The sequence below is a fragment of the Bacillus sp. 17RED48 genome, assembly GCF_019837545.1.
Classification (GTDB): Bacteria; Bacillota; Bacilli; order Bacillales; family Bacillaceae_G; genus Bacillus_A; species Bacillus_A wiedmannii.
In genome coordinates this window covers 228,641-249,535 of the sequence record NZ_JADAXG010000005.1, presented here as the reverse complement: position 1 = coordinate 249,535, position 20,895 = coordinate 228,641, and the positions used below count along the sequence as shown (strand labels likewise).

Genomic DNA, 20,895 nt, shown 5'->3' with positions numbered 1-20,895 from the left:
TTAAATTTTGCTTTTAGTAAAAAAATAGAATGCCTTATTATTTTCCACTAATAAAATAATTGTCTTGAGATTTCTGTTTTTAATTAATTTTTCTGTGAATACACCTGTACTCAGTCCATATTTGACAATGTAATTTACTTTCTTCAAATCAATTCCTTCAATTATTTTGTCTCCAAGAAACCTTGAACTTGGAATGGCTGCACCAATTGATTTTTAGTGCATTATATACAGAAATAAGAAAGCGAATTGTTTTCATACCTAATCATCCCACAGGTTTGAACTCATAATCATACTCTAGAGTCCAAACCTTAAGAAAAAGGGGCAAAAGTTCTTAAGAATTCTTAAGCTTTCTACAGCATTTTTTCATAAGAATATATGACGACTCTTGAAATGTTAGCGGTATCCCCAATAACACTTACTATTCGTCAATCCGAAGAACAAAAAGAACTTGTAGGAATTCCTACAAGTTCTTTTTTAGATAATGTAAAAAAGTTAAAACAAACTATCTCATAATTTGAATCGGAGTAAACACTATAACCACGGGTTAATTTTATTGTATACCAAATATTAACATATGCACTTTTTATATTTGAAAATTATGTGAATTAAGGAAATAAGATATTGCAATTGGCTGTCAATTCCTAAAAACACCAATTGTTCATTTCGTACAAAACGCTTTAAATCAATATCTATCCCATAATAAGTTATAAAAAATATAGGTATAGGTAAATAGAGAAGAATGGCGCATTCTTCCAGAAAGGAATATATTTATATTTAGGAATAATTAACTATAAGAAAATGACTTTCATATTGTAACTAAATATGATTCTTAAATATATGTAAATGGGGTTTTCTTATCTTTTTTATTTATGTGCTGAAGAAATTAGGTATAGGAAAATTAAACAAATGTTTGTTTATAATATTTCAGCTGTGAATCAATGTTTGAGGTAGGATGATTTACAGTATTCAATTGTCCGCGTAGTTAATTTCTCATTTATTAATACAATTTCTTCTTAACGCTTTTTTCTTCATGTGGTGCTACTCCAGTTAAGAAGGATTTCAAAAGGGGAAATTATCTGAGGAGGATATCATTTTAGAGAATTGATACTTTATAACATAATGTAAGTTTTGATTAAAATGCTAAGGATATTTTTGAATAATAAAAAACGTCCTTCAAAAGAAGAAACGTTTTTTATTATTTTACAAATGTATTACGATATTCATTAATAAAATGATCATTGGGCAATTTACTACTACCTTTGCCAAATAGTTTTTCTCGATAGGTACCTTCTGTATAGTGTGTTTTATAGAGACCGCGTTTTTGTAATTCAGGAACTACTAAGTCAATAAAATCTTGAAAGGTACCTGGGGATATATATTGTACCAAATTAAAACCATCAATGTCTGTTTCTTCAATTAGATATTGCATTTCATTAGCTATTTCTTTGGGTGTACCTATAAGTAACTTAAACCATTTCCCATCTATTTTACTCAAATTCCCAATAATTTCTTTGACACTTAATGTACCTATGTGATCATTAATATTGTATTGAGATAAATCATATCCACTTCCACCAGCATAGTGAGCCATATTTCCTTCTAGGCTCCAATTTTCTTGGAAAGAATTGAATTTTCTGATTGCTTCTTCATATGTTTTTCCAACAATTACACATATTCCTGCGAAAAGTTTAATATTGTTAGGATTTCGACCGTATTTTTCAGCTTTTTCCCTAATGTCTTTTACAACATATTTTAATGTTTCCACATCTTTTCCGCCTAAAAATATGCCTTCTGCATGCTTAGAAGCAAATTCTCTTCCCCTTTCTGACATTCCAGCTTGATAAAGAACAGGTGTACGTTGTGGAGAAGGTTCGCTTAAATGTGGTCCAGGTACATTGAAATATTTCCCAATATGATTAATTTGATGCACTTTATTGGGATCTGTATATATTTTATTTTCTCTATCACGAATAACTGCATCATCTTCCCAACTAATTTCCCATAATTTATAACAAACTTCTAGAAACTCATCAGCTAAATCATATTTTTCATCGTGATTAAGTTTAGTTTCTATGCCAAAGTTTTTTTCTGCACTAGATAAATGTGAAGTAACAATGTTCCAAGCCATTCGACCTTTTGTTAAGTGATCTAGTGTTGACATGCGCCTAGCATATCCATATGGATGCTCGTAAGAAGTTGAAAAAGTTACAGCGAACCCTAAATGTTTTGTTACATTTGCCATAGCTGATATAATCATCAATGGATCGTTAGCTGGAATTTGAACAGCTTCACGAACTGCAGTATCTTTATTCTGTCGATATGTATCATATACACCAACTACATCAGCTAGAAAAAGAGAATCAAACATCCCTTTTTCTAGTAATTGAGCGAGTTCTGTCCAATATTTTAAATCAGTGTAACGATGTCTTTGGTTATCTGGATGAGCCCAAAGCCCGTGAGAAATATGTCCTACACAATTCATTTCAAATGCATTCAAATAGATTTTTTTCTTCATTTTAATAATCCCCTTGATGTGAAAATTCTATTTAAGAAACTATTTTGTTTTCAAGTTGTTCATCTTTTAAACTTATAATTTTTTTATTTAACATCCAAAGATTTGAGACTATTAATAAAATACCAGCTACTGTTAATACACTTTGAACACCAATGATATCACTCAATATACCAGAAAATAAAGCTCCTAATGGAATTGTTCCCCAAGTCATCATCATCATGCTGCCACTAATTTCTCCTCTTATGTGTGAAGGTAAGACTATTTGCTGAATTGTAACACGTGCAATACTTCCGATACTTCTTGAGATGAAGAATAAAATAGTTCCCATTACAAATATGATAATTCCAGGTTCCCCTTTAGCAAAACTTGCTAAAAGTAATCCGCAACTTGGTATTATTGGAGCGAAGACCATAACTTTTATTACACCCAATTTATTAATTAACTTTGGTGCGAGAAAAGATCCAATTATTGCACCAATACCACTTAGTGACATTAATATTCCTGTTAGGGATGTACTGAGATTTAGATCTTTTACTAAGAAAATTACTACAATTGCTGTATACATAGAGATAGCAAAATTTATAGTCCCAGTTGTAAATACTAATGTTCTGAGAATAGTATTTTTAAAAATATATTTTAAATTTTCTATACGTGTACTTTTTTTATTTACAACTTTCTTCTCTTGGATATTTTTGTTTTGTTTTTCTTTAGGACTTTTTATAGTTATTATGGTTATAGAAGAGACAATTAGGCATATGGAAATGCAGAGAAGTGTATATGTCTCTCCTAATATCCCTATACAAATTCCACCTAATGCTGGTCCAATTAAGTTTGCACTTGATCTAGCAAATTGTATTAATCCATTTATGCTTGATAATTCTTTATTTGTATATATATCTGGTATCCATGTTGTCATTGTAGTTTCAATTACTACTAAACATAAACTAAGTAATAGTATTATTATAAAGTAGCTTTCTTTTGTTAAGTTTGCAGATAAAGTTAAATATGAAAATAACCCAAATACTAGTGAATTGATTAGTAGGGTAGTAGTAATTATATACTGTCTATTCCATTTATCTGCAATTAATCCAGAAATATAACCGAATAATAAATAACCCATTGATGCTAATGAAGCAGCAATTGCTATAGAAGAATTATTTAATGCTAATACCTTAATTCCAATTATAGGAATTAAAATCATTAATATTTCAGTAGAAATATATCTTATTGTTTCTTCGGTTCCAATTTGAATGTTTTTAATTTTATTTTGCATTAGAATGCTAATTCCAAATTATTTTCTATAATATTTTCAGGATGTATTTTAGAAAAGAAATCTTCAATATCTTTTAAAGCTATATCTTTTTCAATATTGAATTTTTTCAAAGTAGTATTTACTATCTCCTCTTTTGAATGCCCCTTAAATGCAAGAGTGAAGAAGAGTACTCCTATATCATCTAAAATATGATATACATCTTTTTTTGAATTGTGGAGCATGTTAATTTCTCCCCAAAATCTATAATGTCGCGCAATCCATGCAGGAGAATTCTTTTCAGCTTGTTTTAATAACTCATAAGGTTCTTTAGCTTGATTTAAATATGATTTTATTGTTTCTCTATTAAGTAATGAGTTTATATAATCTGCTACTTCTTTATTTTGTATTTCTATATTCCAGCCTTTAATCTGTTGTGCTATTGGGGAAAACATTGCATCAGCTAAAGAAAAATCTCCGAATAAGAATTGTCCAAGCCAATTTTTTTTCTTTTTACGTTCTAAAGTCTGTTTAAGTAATTGTAAAGTTTCTTCTAATTGTTCTAATGCATCTTCTGGTATTTCTTGTTTATCAACACCTCTAAATGAATTTGAATAGGACATTCCACTCATTAATGGTAATAAGTCTGCATGAATGTGATTACTAAACACACGTATGTCATTTCTTTTTACTATATCATCACTTAATAAAGTAGGAAATTCATTAAAGTTTTCCTCTAAATATTCTGATATAGCAAGACTGTCACATATTACTACATTTGTTTCATCATCTATTAAAATAGGAACCCTTGGCAAATGTTCCACTATACTTCCTTTTAATAGTTGTGTGTTATCAATTTTTAATAACTGGGTAAGCTGGCATCCACAACCTGATGCTGGTTCTTTTGGTAAATCGTAATCGTCTTTAGCGTTTATGGGTATTAATCCACTATCAGTGAATTTAATAGGCCAATCTAATCCCGCTATAATTTCTTGATAAGGTACTTTTTTTTCTTTTAAAATAATTGAAGCACGCATTGACCATGATGAAAATTGTTTATCTCCAATAATTAATGTTAACATGTTTATCCTCCTCTATATTTTATGCGGAACATCCTGATGTTTTTTCTGGTTTAGATTCAAAAAAGTGTGGTAAATGACATCCACCTCGACAACTTTCTAATTGGCTACAGCCAATACATGTTTGTCGTGGATTAAGAACATCTGATACTTTTTTAGTCATTGCACCCCATATGTTTTTAATACCATCGGTAACAGCATCACCAAAGAAGACATTACTATGTGGACAATGTCTTAATTGACCAGTAAAGGATACACTCCCCCAAGTTAATCCGGCTTCACAATGGCCAGATAGTTGTCTTTTTCTTAATGGTAATGTAGGATCATCAATGTTTAGCGGCATATCTTCATTTGAAGTACACATCTTTTGACCACATGGCCATGCAACAATTAAATCTAAATATTGTTTTTGTAAATCATCAATTTTTTGCATTAATGGAAGCATATTTTCTATTGGAACACCGTAGGCGTCATCATTTTTTCCAGTCGGGACATATCTCATTACACTAAAATGTTTTGCTCCATTTTTATATGCATCTTTCATTACCTCAATTGCCCCATTAAAATTACTTTTTACTAAAGTTAATTCAACTACAACTTCGATATTTTCCTTTGCTAGTGTTTCGATAGCTGTGATTGCTTTTTGATAAGCCATTTTGTGGCCTGTTAATGCATTATGAACAGTTTTATCACCATGTAGAGAAATTAAAACTGTTCCTACGTTATATTCTTTAAAGCGTTTAGCTAGTTTAATATCTAAAAAATGACCATTGGTAAAGACAGCTTGATATAGACCAAGTTTTCCCCCATATGCTAGAATTTCTTCAATATCAGGATGTAATAATGTTTCACCACCACTATATCGAACTGTAAAACATCCATTATCATGGCATTCATCTAAAATTTTAAAAATCTTTTCCTTTGGAAGATGTTTTTGTTGTAATGATTTAATTTGTTTTCGGACATCATCATCAGTCAGATTAGGATCAATTTTCCATACGTTATAGCAGAAACCACAGTTCCAATTACATAGAGATGTTACTTCTATTTCTATACGCAAAGGAAATTCAAGTAACTGTTCATGTTTTTTTTCAATGTCCCATTCCCAAATATTTTCTTGATTTGTATTAATACTATATAAAAATTCTTTTAAATCATTTATTAATTCATTTTCAGTGACGTCATATTCTTGTAAAATATAATTTTTAATGTAGTTAATATCGTGATTTTGCTTTATTAGAGATACGACTAAAATCCCTAGATCATTATCAATCCTATGTATAACACCAGTTTTACTATCAAATAACATACCTACATCTTCTCTGAATTTTAAATTTTTAATTTTATCTATAAATGAATTTAATTCATTGGAACTTATATTCATAATGGTTCCCCCTCAAATTTGTATTCATTAAAAAGAGAGCAAGTTCCCCTGCCCTCCTTTTGTTTTTAATTAGTTACATTGTAAAGATGGTGCTTTACCAGATTTTACAGTTGGACGTTTGTATTCTTTTTTAGCCATTATTTTCCCCTCCTTTTTTCATTTTATGTATATATATAAATGATAAGGATTTTCATCCGCATCATTTATAAACAGAAAGTAAAAAGATAAAAAACTGTGAAGTCTAAATAGACTGAAAATTAATCTGTGGTTAATATACATCTTATCTTTAACTAAGTAAAGTGTTTTTGAAAAAAATTACTTTAAAGATAAAAAATTACATTAATAGTCTTAAAAGTATTATATCCATATATAAATGATAATAATTCTCAGGTTAGTTATTTATAATCAGAGAATATAATTCACTACGGATAAAAAACTATTAAATCTAAATAGACTGACAATTTACAGTAATTAATATACACTTTATCTTTAACTAAGTAAAGTGTTTTTGAAAAAAATTACATTAAAAAGTTTTGAAAATATTATATCCATATACAAATGATAATATTTCTCACTCTGATCATTTATAATCAGAGAATATAATTCACCATAAAAAACTGTTAAATCTAAATAGGCTGACAATTTACAGTGATTAATATACACCTTATCTTTAACTAAGTAAAGTGTTTTTGAAAAAAATTACATTAAAAAGTCTTGAAAGTATTATATTCATATATAAATGATAATATTTCTCATCCGAATCATTTATAATCAGAGAATATAATTCACCACGAACAAAAAACTGTCAAATCTAAATAGACTGATAATTCACAGTAATTAATATACACTTTATCTTTAACTAAGTAAAGTGTTTTTGAAAAAAATTACATTAAAAAGTCTTGAAAGTATTATATTCATATATAAATGATAATATTTCTCATTTTAATTATTTATTATCAGAGGATATAATTCACCGTGAATAATATCAAACCAATAATCCCATCTTTTCCAAAGTAGACTATCATATCTGTATAAAAAAGATAATAACCAACCTCTTTTCTGTAGAGAATCTTTGGTATCAGCTGGTTAGCCATTGATTACTTTTGCATAAGGTTCTGGTGCAAAAATAAAACAAAAGAGAATAAAGCACATATATTCCTAACGGGATCGTATCTTATATTACAAGTCCAAACAATTGATGGATGAATTCTTTTTGATTTTGGACAGACTGGTTCCGTAAAGCAATCTGTTCTTTTTTTATCATAGGGGTCACCATACATGCCCATCAACTTAAAAATGAAAACAAAGTGTACTTTCATTTTGTGGAGGTAAAGCATTCCTAAAATAGAAGCATACTCTTAATAATATGCATACCAAATAAACCCTAACGGGTTTCCTTTTTTAAATTATGCAACTTTCTTTTGTTTTTTCAACCCATTATACTCATAAACAACACCCATAATATCAAAAACAGTCTTCTTCTCATATCGATGAGATTTTCTTCCGTTCTTCTGTAGGAGGTGGAACAGGCTGATTAGGATCTTTGTTATTTCTTGGATGTTTTGTTGTATGGCTTGATACAAACTCGATAAGTGATCTTGAATCATTCCAATTGCTTTATATTCACTTAATTCTTGTTTCTTCTTTTGTAAAATTAATTGTCGCATCTTAAACATAGTAGAAGAACATAGAAAAATGGCAATGAGTTTTCCATAAACATGGCATTCTAATCGCTCTTGTTTAATATGTTGCCAATGATGAATTTGAAATAAGGATTTCCAAGTTTTAAAAATGATTTCAATTTGCCAGCGGAGAGAGTAAAAATTATGGATTTGTTCCATCGGAGCAATCTCCCAAGGTGTATTGGTAACATATAGGTTCATGCCAGCTAATCGTTTGCTTTTTTCCGAATATGTAATCCCTTTTTTACTTTCTGTGTACACTTGTTTTTTCATACGCTCACGAAGTTGTTTTTCTGTTAATCGATACATAAACACCCGAGTAAATAGTTTTTTATCCTTTCCAATATAAGCTTCTTTTATTTCATAGGACTGTCCTGGTTTTAAGGTATCCATGATGTGCTCTAAATCAACTTTGATGTACTGAGATTGTTTTTTTATTGTTCCGTTTCGAAAGTATTCAGGAAATTCATTTTTGACATATACCCTATTGTTTAATTTGAGTCGCGATATATAGTACACACCACGTTGATCCATTTGATCTAAATCATCCAGTGAATAATAGCCTAAATCCCGAATACATAGGTCACCAGGGCGTAATGTTGATAAACACTCTGTTCCAAAGGTTTTATCATTATTTTTCCCTGGTTCCACTTGGAAATTTAAAAACTGACCACTATGTAAATCATATTCTAACTGGATTTTTATACCCGCTGTTTGTGCATAACCACCTGATCCAGGATATACATTGGCCAAGTGTTTTGGTACGTGAAAAATGGTTGCATCTAAAATACGAATTCGCTGAAAATAGGTAAGTGAAGCACTTGGAATTGCTGACTTTCCACAAACTTTATTTTTTAATAATGTGGAGAAAATATGTTTCAAAAAGAACACTGCCTTTTTATTAAAGCGCTTATTTAGTCCTTCAGGACTCATAAGAGTTCCTGTTGATGCATGTAGCTGACTACACAATCGGACTAATGAATCACTCGCTACTCGTTGACTAATCCAGACACATATAGTAGCTAAATCATACCCTGAAAATTTACGTTTTCGTTTTACAAAACCTAGCTCTCTAGCGAGATTTTCCAAAAATGAAGGGGTAAGATGTTCATATAATTCTTCAGCAAATAATTGTAATTCGTCAGAAATTGATAGATACATACAAAAACGCCATCCTTTCCTATGATTCTATAGAAAGAATAGCGTATTTTTTGATTTTGGTGCAAAGGTAGTGGAAAAGAAAATATAACATATATATTTCTAGCATAATGGTAGGATAATCCTGGTTCCTCATCATTTCTACTCTTACTTTTTTTCCATTTGATAAAAACACCCATCATATGGATAAAAATTCATCTTAGCTTGATAGTGATCGGGTACCGCTGTTTTGTGCAAGCAACAATCCCTGAAAAATGCAGAAAAAATTCCAGAGGCGCGCAGCTATTTTTTTAAATGTTAATTTTGGTATTTCCAGAAGATAAAGCATTTCGCAAATGATAACTTTCACCTGTGAATGCAATGATATGAGCATAGGTCCCCTTTTAATACTTATAAATAGCTTTCTTAAATGGATTTCATCATATCTATATTTGTAATTTCATAGCCTAACTTTTCATATAATCCACGAGCAACTTTGTTATGACCAAAAACATGAAGTCCAATTTTTTTCATTCCTAATTCTTTAGCAATCACTTCAATTTCTTTCATTGCCTTTTTACCATATCCTAACCCTTGATATTGCTCAAAAATAATAAAGTCATAAATAAAACCTTCCTCATTACTTGTAGGCGATTTTTGCGCAATCCAAATCATTCCAACTAGATTTTGATCATGAAAGATAGAGTATAAATAATTGTACTCCGTTTTTTCACCTTTTGGTAACAGCTGATCAAATTCTATTTTGGACAAGTTAACAGCTTCATCTTCACTCCAATTTCCAGCAGCAACCTTCTCTTTCGCATAATCTTCAATCTCATTCTCATAATAACGCTGAAACGCCTCTTCGGCCATAGGCTTTAGTGTAATCACGTATTTCCCCTCCCGCTATGTTAATTATTCTTTATTTTAAATTTTTAATCTGAGGCGTGCAAGCAACAATCCCTGAAAAATGCAGAAAAAATTCTAGAGGCGCGCAGCTATTTTTTTAAATGTTAATTTTGGTATTTCCAGAAGATAAAGCATTTCGCAAACGATAATTTTCACCTGTGAATGCAATGATATGAGCATGATGGACCAAACGGTCCACCAATGCAGAAGTAAGCCGGTTATCACCAAATAGGGATCACCATACATGCCCATCAACTTAACATTTTGAAGTATCCCCCAAACAAAAAAATTGCACTGTTAAAGGTAAATATAGAGCTAGAATGTAGGTTATTAAGAATTAATAATTATTAAAGTAGAAGATTTTAAGAATGTTTTAACCTGGCTGAATGAAGGTTCGTTTATTTCCCCCTTAAGTTGATGGGCATGGGGTAGCACCAACAAAACGCGAATTTCGTACGCTAAGCAAAATTTCATAAAAAAAAAGTCAGTTTTCTAGACGTGTAAGAGTTATATAGTATTGTAGGTAGAAAACATATCCAGATAATTTAAATCAGCTCATATTAATTTGGTCAATAATCTTTAAGGAAATCCACTCTAAGTAAGTAGGGTAATGAAGAAAAGTCTTGAATTTTATTAAAATATAAAAGGAGTAGAAAAAATTTTCTACTCCAATCTCTTTTGGATAACTTGTATTTTATTCGATTTTAAAAATGTACTTTATACTTTAATATTCAATATCATTAATGCTATGATAAATTCTTTAATAGCTATGACCTATTAATCCTCATAATCTTCAAGTGCGCTTTTCAATTTCCTAGATAAGAACTCATAGAAATCTTTAGCTTCAAGCACGGTCTTCTTACTTACAAAATCCCACGTTACCACTGGACATTCACTATTTACAAGACTTGATGTATCTAGGCAATATACGTATTCACCTACATCCCATATCACAACATAGCTGTTAGGAAGTCCCATTTCACGATACACTCCAGTTTCTGAAAGTATTGGTGAATTATCTCTGTAACCTGCACATGTTAAATCTATTCCGAGTATACCTCCGCCACCGTAATGCTTTAAAAACCAGCGATAGCTATCTGGAAATTTACAATCTAAGCTTTTTTCAAGTTGGTTAATAAATTCATCTTCAACTCCTCCAAAAAAATCTCCTTTTTCCTCCCGTTCGGAAAAAATGTTAGCAATCCATTCCTTCATTTATATTACTCCTTCTTTCATTTTATTTTTGATAATCTTGTGCTCTTTGTTTCCAGTAATAATCACGAAATCTCTCATACTGAGCTGTTAAAACTGGATCATTTCTAAAACTCTCTCCATCCTCAATTGTGCCATGAAGCTGTTTTGTGTATTTCCGATGTTTACTAGCCGGTAATTCAACCATGCTTCCTGGTTCTCGCTGGGTCGTATGGTGCAGTTGAATTTGTGTATCATCCTTGTAAAAAGGGTTCCTCCCTTTTTTCGCCAGTTCTAAATTTGATAAACCTTTCGCTTGCGGGTTTGATGATACATAATTCCAATCAATATCTTTCATCTGATATACACGTCTATCTAAAATACTAGTTTGTTTCAGTACCTTTGCTGTTCCAGTAACTTCAACCGCTTGGTATTTATCACCAAATCTTTCTAGCCATGATAGATCTACCTTTGTGGTAGTTAGTTTTTGGCGCTTAGTAACTTTACTTATAGGGGTAGCGTCAGGATTTTGCGGATTTACAACGTTAAGGTAGAAAACCTTGTCTCAATAGAGTTTAATCTATTGAGACTTAATTGATTTCACGTCAAATAAAGCTTTCTAGTGTCTCGTATGACTTGTCTCAAAAGTCTTATCGTTGTTAAATTTTTCGTTTTTAACGCTGCAAACAGCTTAACGTTGTAAATCCGCATTTTCGGGATGCTACCCCATATAGAGGGAAAATAAGTTTCCCCTCTTTTAATTATAGTACTTAAATAAAAACAAAACCTATTCATATGTTATTGGAGGAACTATTTATTAATACTGAACAATAAATTAGATGCGAAATGTATCAAGTACATTATCTTTTTCTTCTTTATTAATGCCAATGTATCTTAGCGTAATTTGTGGTGTACTTTGATTCAATATTTCTTGTAACATAGCAATATCTTTTGTTTGCTTGTAAAACCAATATCCGAATGTTTTACGCATGGTATGGGTACCTAAAGATTCGACTCCGGCAAAATCACCGGCTTTTTGTAACTGTCGATAGGCTTGTATTTTACTAATAGGTTTATCACCTTTTCGAGAAGGAAATAACCAGGTACTTTTTAGATCCTCAGCGTATGGCAATACTTCCTCAAAAATGGATGTAATATTTATGATACGCTCCTTTTTTGTCTTTCCCTCTTTCACTTTAAATTCTTTCCGTTTTTTTCGCTTTAGTTTTAAAATTTCACTTGTTTCCATTTTAAGTAAATCACTTACACGTAACCCTGTATTAATACCAATTAGAAATAATAAGTAATCACGATCTGAACAATGACGTTTAAGAGACCATTTCATATCTTCGAGCTGTTCTTTGCTTCGAATTGGTTGTACATCAATTAAATGTTGCTTTTTATCCATCTGTTTTTCAATCCCTTTATTTTCAATGATTTGAATGTATACTTTTTTGTCTATTTTTATAATATCAATGAAATTAGATGGAAGTCAATGTTTAAGCGGAAACGAAAGTAAACTTTTGAGTAAAAGTTTACTTTCGGTTTTTTCATCATTTATAGTTCGTTTTGTAATAAATTTCTCAATATAGATATATTTGTTATATATGGTTCTTATATAGAAAATCAACAAAAAATATAATATTATAAAAATTAAGATGGTTTCTGTTATTTGTTTTTCCCTTACGCTAAAGATAAGATCGTATTCCCCGATCTTATCTTTTTTATTTATAAATTCCAACTGGACTGAAGTTTGATTTTGTTTTTTTATTTGAATTTTTCTAAAAAAAGGAATATCCTTCATTATAAGAGATTCTAGGGAGGGCATAATAATGAATACAATCGGTAAAGAAATTCGTGAATTTAGAAAGACATATAACCTAACTCGAAAAGAGCTATGTAAAGGAATATGCCCAGTATCCCATTTAAGTTTTATAGAAAATAATAAAGTAGAAGCAAAACCCGAAGTAAAACAATTACTTTTAGAGCGAATAGAGGAATTTAAGTCTAATCCTGAAATTAAGAATGATACGGTTTCGAATGAAAATATAGGAAATTTCTTTTTTAATGAACGATTAAAACATGGAATAAAACAAGAAACTTTGTGTTATGGCATATGTACGGTATCTTATTTAAGTAAAATTGAAAATAAGAAACTTGTTCCAAGTTGGAATATCAAAAAATTGTTATATAAGAGATTAGAAGAAATCAAAAACAATACATTAACAGTAGATTTAGAAATACTTGAATTAGAAAAGTTATATGATACTATGATTTCATTTTTTGATAAGGAAAAAATGAATGATGCTAAAAAGATGTTAAATCGAGGGTTACGAACTACAAAAAATAAATACCCTAAACTATATTGTTTATTTTCCTATCAAAATCATTTATATTTTGACCAAACGAATTTTAAAAATTTTCTTAAAAAAAAGCCATTCCTTTTTTCAAAAATGAAAAAGATACTAAACAATTATCCATATCTTATATTGACTTAGCAACCTGTTATCAAAAGGAAAATCAATTTGAAAAAGCTTGTTTATATTACCAAAAAGGCATCTCTTGTATAAGGATAGTTAAAAGTTTAAATATCATATCATCTCATAAAAATGTTCAGTTACAATTTTCATAAAATGACTATTTTTCATATAGCAATTGTGGTTATAGCTGTTTTGTAAATCAGTTGTTGTTCTCCATGCATTTATATAAACAACAATTTCTTATAACAATACTATCAAAACAAAGAAATCCACTTGTTGAGGATTTCTTTGTTTTGTTTTTAATTACGGTACGTGAAATTATTATAAGCTGTATTAAAAAGCCCCCATATATTTTACACCTATGAGAGCTACCTAAGGGTATTTAGACTTTCGACCCCATTTTATACGCTTCATTTAAAGAACTTTGCAACAAAACACTATATTTCCTATTAATATAGTTAATCCAATCGAGCAAGCCGAAAAAAAATTTTGAAGTATGCATACTCATTTTCTAATTAGATTAATATAAAAGGAATAGAAACGTTATAATATTTTTTAGTTTGAAAGAGCGTAGAATTTTACTTTAAATGTACCGTTAGAAGTATATCCACTAGGAGGACCTGAGATATACAAATTCTTTCTATCATCTCCTGAAGGGATCGTTAGAATAGAACCATCTCTAACATTTGACCAAATTATAGGGTCTGTACCTGATTTATCTCTTGAGATTTTAAATGACAAAGAGGTAGCACCTGCTCCTTCTAAAACAACTCGTACTTTGGTACCTGCCGCGAGATGTTCAAGTGAAAAATTATTACTTGATCTACTGCTTTGACCAGGCTGTGCCTTATAGAGTGACTCCACTTCTCTTGTTAAAGTCCCTGTTACATTAGACAATTGGAATGTTTGATTATTACCACCATGGAAATTATATACTGTAACATTTGTTCCATTTGCAGTACCATAACCACTTACATCTAACACTTTGTTTTGATCCTTCTTATTCCTTACATAATAATATCCATTTCCTGCTTCTGTTGGTATCCAATATTGCTCTTCCTTATTTTGATTAGATGTAGCAACTACATTATTAGAACCATTAAGATCATTCCAAGCTAATACTAAATTTTGATTTGCTATATTTTTAATTTGGTATGCTGATTTATTTGAATCATATACTAGCTTCCATTTTTGATTATTAGCGTTGCCATTTTGCCACAATTGAACATTTCCATCTGCTTGATTTAAGTCAACGACACTACTATTATTTAAAATAGAAACTATTTGATAAGTACCACCATCTTCCAGTTCCGGTGCATAAGGGTCAAAGTTAATGGGTGGCTTTGCGTTAGCAAGGGCTTTTTCAAATCTTCCACCTTTGATCTCAAGTGTTGCATCTCCAAAGTTCGTAGTCATTAGTTTTTCACGAATATTTGGGCTTGGATAGCCATTCCAACCAACCATTGGTAGTTGGAGCCACTGGTGATAATAGTTTTCTGGCGGCTCGTCATTGCTATTAGCCAGGCGAAAAGCATGTGTCGAGCCGCCGTCCTTATGGTATACAATTTTCGGGTGGTTTCCATCGAATCTAACGTTTGAGCGAGGGTTAGTGTACCAATTACCATGTGCTGAATAAGTTACATATTGAACCTGACTATCTTTAACCCAAACTATTGTGTGTTCCCAGTCATGTCGATGTCCAAGCGCACCAGGGCCCGAAGTTGATTGATCTTTCTCAAAGTAACTCGCATACATAATGGCAGTCCAACCATTATTTGATTTGGCCCGAGAATAAGTGTTTGAATTTTCCAGTCGGTTAACATCTCTACAGACACTTTCCGGGGAACCGCCCAAACTTAGGCCAGGGTTAGTCGTGCCATCTGGAGAAATTGCTGCAGTCGCATAACACCCGTCTGTGTCGTAGTCATACACAGGAGCATAATCTAACTCTATCTTTGACGCATTTTGTGGAAGTGCCTTGATTACATCCCCATATGCTTTTGGGGTAGAAAGAAAACTCTTATCAAATTCTCCACCTAAGTTGAATGCAAATGTACTCAATACTATTAACGCAGTCATTACTATTTTTGATATTAATTTCATGTTCCCCCTCCTAGTTATATAAATAACATACATCGTAAAGGTCAACCTGTGTCTAAACGTAAAAATCCTCAAAATAGCGTGGTGACCCCTAAATATATATCATAAAGTTTATTTTATCCCATTTGCATTTCTTTTTTATTGAGAAATACAATTCAAATCAGTGTTATATTCAGAAATAGATAAAGCACTATTTCGAAGGCCTTCTATTATTCTAATTTTTATTTAAGAGTTCTCTTTTGCTTATATATAATAAAAAAGAATCCTTATTATAAGGATTCTGCAACATCCCAAACAATGCAGTATCCATTAAGCGGATTATTTAGGCAAAAAATTAAATGTAGACTATTGTTTAAGTATTTTATTTTTTATTAAACATTACGGTACGTGAAATTTTGTATTTCCCTTATTAAAAAAGCCCCCCTAGATCTTACACCTATGAGAGCTACCTAAGGGTATTTAGACTTTTGACTTCATTCTATTGTAACAGGCTCTCAACAATTTGTAATTTGTCTTCCATTTTTCAGCCCTTCTTTCAATGATTATTAATAGGGTGCTTTTGCCCATCCTCCGAAAATGCGGATTTACACCGAAAAATATTTTGCTACATTTACAATTCTTATTTAAAGTAAAGTACTAATAAAGTTAATCCTATTGACATAAGGCTTTCTATCTTACCGTACAATTTTCTTTTTTTAATCGTGTCAGGCCTTGAAGAGATTGGTATGCCCGCTAGAAACAAGATACATGCAAAAATGGGTCAAAGGCCATATTTTATGTCTATCAGTTATTTTCAGTTGAAAATAACCCCCTCGCGATAAATAAAAAGGAAAGAGATTGATAAAGAGCCTCTTCCTTTTTGCATAAAAAAATGGCGTATACACTTGCCTTAAATGGTTCAGATGCATTTTTAGGATTCGCAATATACAATGATCTCGCGGATATTACACTTGTTCTATTACCGCTTAATACATCGTGAAAAACAATGTGATCTGTACCAGCAGATACATCTTTCATAACATTAAAACTAATAAAATCTGGATCTCCTCCACCCTCAATTTCCCACTTTAAATATTTTGTACCTGAAGGAAAGCTCTCCGTACTAAAGTTCCCACTTGAGCGGTTTTTTTTGTCCATCTAAAGGCTTGGGTTGAGATAATACAGTTGCTACTAATTGTTGTGCTTTTGTTTCCATATTACAGTCCCCTTTGCTTAATATATTTTAGTTAGATTACTACCGTAACCTAACTAAAATATTTAACTAATAGAAAAAATAGGTATTGAGAAAATGTAATTTCTTAGGCATCTGAAATTTGTTTATTCGTGAATTATGGCATAAACTTGTATTTTAATTTTAGATGGTGTAATTGTTACAATAATACATTTTTAAAAAACCATCGATTCATTAAATACGCTAAGTTGGGTTGCCATACATGTCCATCAATTTATATTGTCTCCATTCTTAAGTTTTGGGGAATGCCATCAGCCCCCTATGTCAGTGGATTCCATAATGCCAAAGCGAATATCCAATTTGGGTCACCATTTCCTTGATGATTTTGAATAGCTTCATACACTTTCCCTTGATGTTCTACTTTATCTCCCTTTGTATACGCCTTCTTTGGATCCCATTTCTCATAAGATGTATTTTGATCTTTTGTTTTTACCGGAAGAATGTTACTTTGAATTGATGTATTTCCAGCTGCATCTACGGCCTTCACTGCATATTTATATTCCTTATTAACTGTTAAGTTTTGATCAGTAAACGTCGTTCCTTTTACCGTTTGAATCAATTGTCCATCACGTAATACCTGATATTCTTTTACACCTACATTATCTGTAGAAGGATTCCATTTTAGCTCTATACTGTTAGAAGTAAGGTTGCTTGCATATAATCCTTGTGGCTGTGTGGGAGCTTCCGTATCTGGTTTCGGATTAACAATTTGATTTACTTTCTTCAATCCATCCTTTGTAACTTCATAAATTGCTTTTTTATCAAAGTTTTCACGTTTATTATTCTCTAAATTTATTAATGTTGCCCTCTCTCTGCCTTCTAGATGTGTAAGTTCAATAAAATCGCCGATCTTTACTGGAACTTTTTGTGTTTCAGCATTTTGCTGTTTATTCCCATAAACCTCTTTGTTATATACCACTTTACCTGATGTGTTTTGCACTTTAATACTTGCATATGTACTATCAAAGTAGTTATGTGGTACACCTGCTTTTAGATCAATTTGCATTTCTTCTGTTGATTTATTTAAATTTACTTTCGCAAATTCAAAATCGCCAATCCCTTTCAGTGACCATGCAAATTGGTCTCCTTCTAAGATACCATCTCTAATTGGTACATGGTCTTTTATTTGAGTAATAAGATCCATCATCGGTCGCGGTTCATTCGCAAAGACGGAAATGATACTGTTATTTAATTCTTTCCACTCAGCATCTGTTACATTTGGATTTTGTAACATAAGGGAAACGTAATCATTCCATACTAAAAAATTGATTGGTAAAATATTGGTGGATATTTTATAAATTGCAATTTTATTATCTGTTGAAGTCATCGCTTTCGCTAACCAGCGTAATCGCTCTGATTGATCTAGTTTTACTGGGTCACGTTCAGCATTTTCAAATAGTAGCATATACGGCACTTGATTTGTCGGGCTATTATCTGACCAAGGAATAACAGTTGCATCATGACGGCTCGACTGACCCCATCCAGATATATCATATCCTAAATTCCAAGAAGATGGCTTGTTATTCCATATAAGTGCACAATGTCCAGGTTGTCCAACAGGCATAGCTGCCACTCCAAATGCTTGGCTTACTTGCGTACCAAACTTCGAAATATTACCGCATACCCCGCCAAATCTATAAATGGAAGAAAGATTCCAACCTAAACCGTAGAATGCATCATTTCCAGCTTGAATACTAACTCCATCTTTGTTATGGGTTACATAATCAATCAAATATGCACTTTCCCCTACCTTATCTTGGTTTTTAAGTTCTGGATGTTCCGTATTAATCATATTTCTTGCCCAAGTTAAATCTTCTTCTGGTGACCAAGTATTCACTACTAATCTTAAATGCCAAACATCATATGTTCTAAAGCAAGGAAGTAACTCATTATTTTGATCTGCTGATTTATAATGTTGGTACCTTGTTAATGGATTAATAGGTTGATTGTTTGTCCAATATTTTATAGGTTCAGCATGAGCTAACGATGTAGCTACCGCTAATTTCAAATACAACCCTTCGTGAGAATCTGCATCCGCATTCCAGATTGTATTCCATATCTCAAGTGCATTTACAGGATTTTTTCCCGTTGGACTACCACCTTCAAGATAGGTATTCATCACGCTTGTATTTTTCATAGCCCAGCTAAGAAATTTCTGATGGTCAGCATCTTTTTTGGCAAATGCATCCATTGTTGCACCACCTGTTTGTGATATGAATTGCCACTGAGCCAAAGCTGCTGCAAATACTGGGTCTGCAAGCTTCTTTTTCAAGTTTTCTTCAGTCATACCCCCAACATTTCCATTTAAATATGCTGTGAGATTTTTCAAATGGGCTTCAAAATTACCATTTGCAATGGCTTGATCTGTCTGTTGATTCAATGTTTCTAAAGTGAATGTTTCTTGATTGAATGACATTGTTTCAGCTGAAACCTTTGTATGCGGAATCGTAGCAATACTTCCTAAAATAATAGGCATAGTTAATAATAAAGATGAAATCCTTTTCAAAATAATTTCTCCTTTTTTGTTTTTGACTTTTGACTGTTGCATGATTCTCATTTATATAAAATAATTCCCATGCCATCAACTTAAAAATTCAAAATAAGCGGGCTCCATAACGATAAAGCAAATATCCAATTTGGGTCACCATTTCCTTGATGATTTTGAACAGCTTCATACACTTTCCCTTGATGTTCTACTTTATCTCCCTTTGTATATGCCTTCTTCGGATCCCATTTTTTATAAGATACATTTTGATCTTTTGTTTTTACCGGAAGAATGTTACTTTGAATTGATGTATTTCCAGCTGCATCTACAGCCTTCACTGTATATTTATATTCCTTACTAGCTGTTAAGTTCTGATCAGTAAATGTTGTTCCTTGTACCGTTTGAATCCATTGTCCATCACGTAATACCTGATATTCTTTTATACCTACATTATCTGTAGGAGGATTCCATTTTAGCTCTACACTGTTAGAAGTAACGTTGCTTGCATATAGTCCTTGTGGCTGTGTGGGAGCTTCTGTATCTAGTTTCGGATTAACAATTTGATTTACTTTCTTCAATCCCTCTTTTGTAATCTCATACACCGCTTTATTCCCAAAACTTTCATGAATGTTTTTTTTTCATATTTGTAATAGTGGCTCTATTCGCACCTTCAAAATGTGTGAACTCAATAAAATCGCCTACTTTTACCGGAATTTTTGCTTGCTCAGCATTATGTTGCTTATTTCCATAAATTTCTTTGTTATATACCACTTTACCTGATGTATTTTGCACTTTAATACTTGCATATGTACTATCAAAGTAGTTATGTGGTACACCTGCTTTTAAATCAATTTGCATTTCTTCTGTTGATTTATTTAAATTTACTTTCGCAAATTCAAAATCTCCAATCCCTTTCAGCGACCATGCAAACTGGCTTCCTTCTAAAATATTCGAAGAATTCGGTGTATCTGGTTTAATCGGATTAGAATCTGTACTTTTTCAAATTTCAGCCATTAAATTTGGATACCCTAGTGCCGCTATTTTTTGGATTGTATCATTTTTTAACACGGATACTTTTTGTTGCTGCGCTTGTTCTTCCGCAAAGATTTCTAATGAGGGCGTTATTCCAATAGTAAACATAGATAATGTGGCGGTTACCATCACTAAATTTTGTATTTTTCGTTTCTGTCACCTTTTCATAATATCCCTCCGCTATATTTCTAGATACTTAAAATATGAATATATAAGTAATAAATATTACTTACATATTCATATTATCTATTTACACATATTTACACAATTTAACATAAATATACTCATTTATATAAGAAAATGGATACATTTCAATTCAATTAAAAAGAAGAATAATCAAATGAATGTATGAGAAAAAACAGATTTTAATACATTTATTTTTAAAAAAACATAAAATATATAAAAATGTCGAAATATTAAC

General features: G+C 31.4%; 12 protein-coding genes and 5 pseudogenes. 1 reads left to right on the top strand and 16 read right to left on the bottom strand.

The features are described 5' to 3' along the window. Positions 1-1,195 precede the first annotated feature (1,195 nt). The 12 genes and pseudogenes from ILT06_RS21190 to ILT06_RS21140 all read right to left on the bottom strand — a co-directional run bounded on the left by ILT06_RS21190 (position 1,196) and on the right by ILT06_RS21140 (position 12,554). Positions 1,196-2,515: an LLM class flavin-dependent oxidoreductase gene (locus ILT06_RS21190; RefSeq protein ID WP_088047448.1), complete on the bottom strand. Its 1,320-nt coding sequence runs from the start codon at positions 2,513-2,515 to the stop codon at positions 1,196-1,198. Positions 2,516-2,546: 31 nt separating this feature from the next. Further along, positions 2,547-3,788: an MFS transporter gene (locus ILT06_RS21185; protein ID WP_222655510.1), complete on the bottom strand. Its 1,242-nt coding sequence runs from the start codon at positions 3,786-3,788 to the stop codon at positions 2,547-2,549. After that, positions 3,788-4,846, bottom strand: coding sequence for a glutathione S-transferase N-terminal domain-containing protein (locus ILT06_RS21180; protein WP_154132227.1), 1,059 nt, complete (start codon positions 4,844-4,846; stop codon positions 3,788-3,790). The genes ILT06_RS21185 and ILT06_RS21180 overlap by 1 nt, the downstream gene beginning before the upstream one ends. 19 nt (positions 4,847-4,865) lie before the next feature. Further along, entirely contained in the window at positions 4,866-6,227 is a 1,362-nt protein-coding gene (locus tag ILT06_RS21175) for a radical SAM protein (RefSeq protein ID WP_088047445.1), read from the bottom strand. Between the two features lie 1,174 nt (positions 6,228-7,401). Further along, positions 7,402-7,491: pseudogene (locus tag ILT06_RS21170) on the bottom strand (IS6 family transposase); the annotation flags it as partial. Between the two features lie 142 nt (positions 7,492-7,633). Then, a complete protein-coding gene (locus tag ILT06_RS21165; RefSeq protein ID WP_222655509.1) occupies positions 7,634-9,070 on the bottom strand; it encodes an IS4 family transposase in 1,437 nt (478 codons plus the stop codon). A gap of 287 nt (positions 9,071-9,357) precedes the next feature. Next, positions 9,358-9,441: pseudogene (locus tag ILT06_RS33295) on the bottom strand (ATP-binding protein); the annotation flags it as partial. A 31-nt stretch (positions 9,442-9,472) separates the two neighbouring features. Then, the gene (locus ILT06_RS21160) at positions 9,473-9,937 is read right to left on the bottom strand and encodes a GNAT family N-acetyltransferase (RefSeq protein WP_078205183.1); all 465 of its coding nucleotides are present in this window, start codon (positions 9,935-9,937) and stop codon (positions 9,473-9,475) included. A gap of 115 nt (positions 9,938-10,052) precedes the next feature. After that, positions 10,053-10,187 (bottom strand): annotated as a pseudogene (locus ILT06_RS21155) (ATP-binding protein); the annotation flags it as partial. Positions 10,188-10,732: 545 nt separating this feature from the next. Continuing rightward, the gene (locus ILT06_RS21150; protein ID WP_048563259.1) at positions 10,733-11,170 is read right to left on the bottom strand and encodes an SMI1/KNR4 family protein; all 438 of its coding nucleotides are present in this window, start codon (positions 11,168-11,170) and stop codon (positions 10,733-10,735) included. Between the two features lie 22 nt (positions 11,171-11,192). Continuing rightward, positions 11,193-11,504, bottom strand: coding sequence for an HNH/ENDO VII family nuclease (locus tag ILT06_RS21145; protein ID WP_229135911.1), 312 nt, complete (start codon positions 11,502-11,504; stop codon positions 11,193-11,195). Between the two features lie 477 nt (positions 11,505-11,981). Continuing rightward, positions 11,982-12,554, bottom strand: a complete 573-nt coding sequence (locus ILT06_RS21140; RefSeq protein ID WP_222655508.1) for a tyrosine-type recombinase/integrase — start codon at positions 12,552-12,554, stop codon at positions 11,982-11,984. A gap of 424 nt (positions 12,555-12,978) precedes the next feature. Here ILT06_RS21140 and ILT06_RS21135 point away from each other — a divergent pair, with 424 nt between their 5' ends. Further along, a complete protein-coding gene (locus ILT06_RS21135) occupies positions 12,979-13,644 on the top strand; it encodes a helix-turn-helix domain-containing protein (RefSeq protein WP_261784537.1) in 666 nt (221 codons plus the stop codon). Positions 13,645-14,181: 537 nt separating this feature from the next. On the opposite strand, the gene ILT06_RS21130 is transcribed toward ILT06_RS21135, so the two are convergent. The 4 genes and pseudogenes from ILT06_RS21130 to ILT06_RS21115 all read right to left on the bottom strand — a co-directional run. Continuing rightward, positions 14,182-15,729 carry an NPP1 family protein gene (locus ILT06_RS21130; RefSeq protein WP_222655507.1) on the bottom strand — a complete coding sequence of 516 codons (1,548 nt, stop codon included), beginning with the start codon at positions 15,727-15,729 and terminating at the stop codon, positions 14,182-14,184. Between the two features lie 864 nt (positions 15,730-16,593). Beyond that, positions 16,594-16,921 (bottom strand): annotated as a pseudogene (locus tag ILT06_RS21125) (DeoR family transcriptional regulator); the annotation flags it as partial. Positions 16,922-17,216: 295 nt separating this feature from the next. Beyond that, complete coding sequence (locus ILT06_RS21120) at positions 17,217-19,463, bottom strand: putative mucin/carbohydrate-binding domain-containing protein (RefSeq protein WP_088047597.1); 2,247 nt, start codon at positions 19,461-19,463, stop codon at positions 17,217-17,219. An 80-nt stretch (positions 19,464-19,543) separates the two neighbouring features. Next, positions 19,544-20,501 (bottom strand): annotated as a pseudogene (locus ILT06_RS21115) (putative mucin/carbohydrate-binding domain-containing protein); the annotation flags it as partial. Between the last annotated feature and the right edge of the window lie 394 nt (positions 20,502-20,895).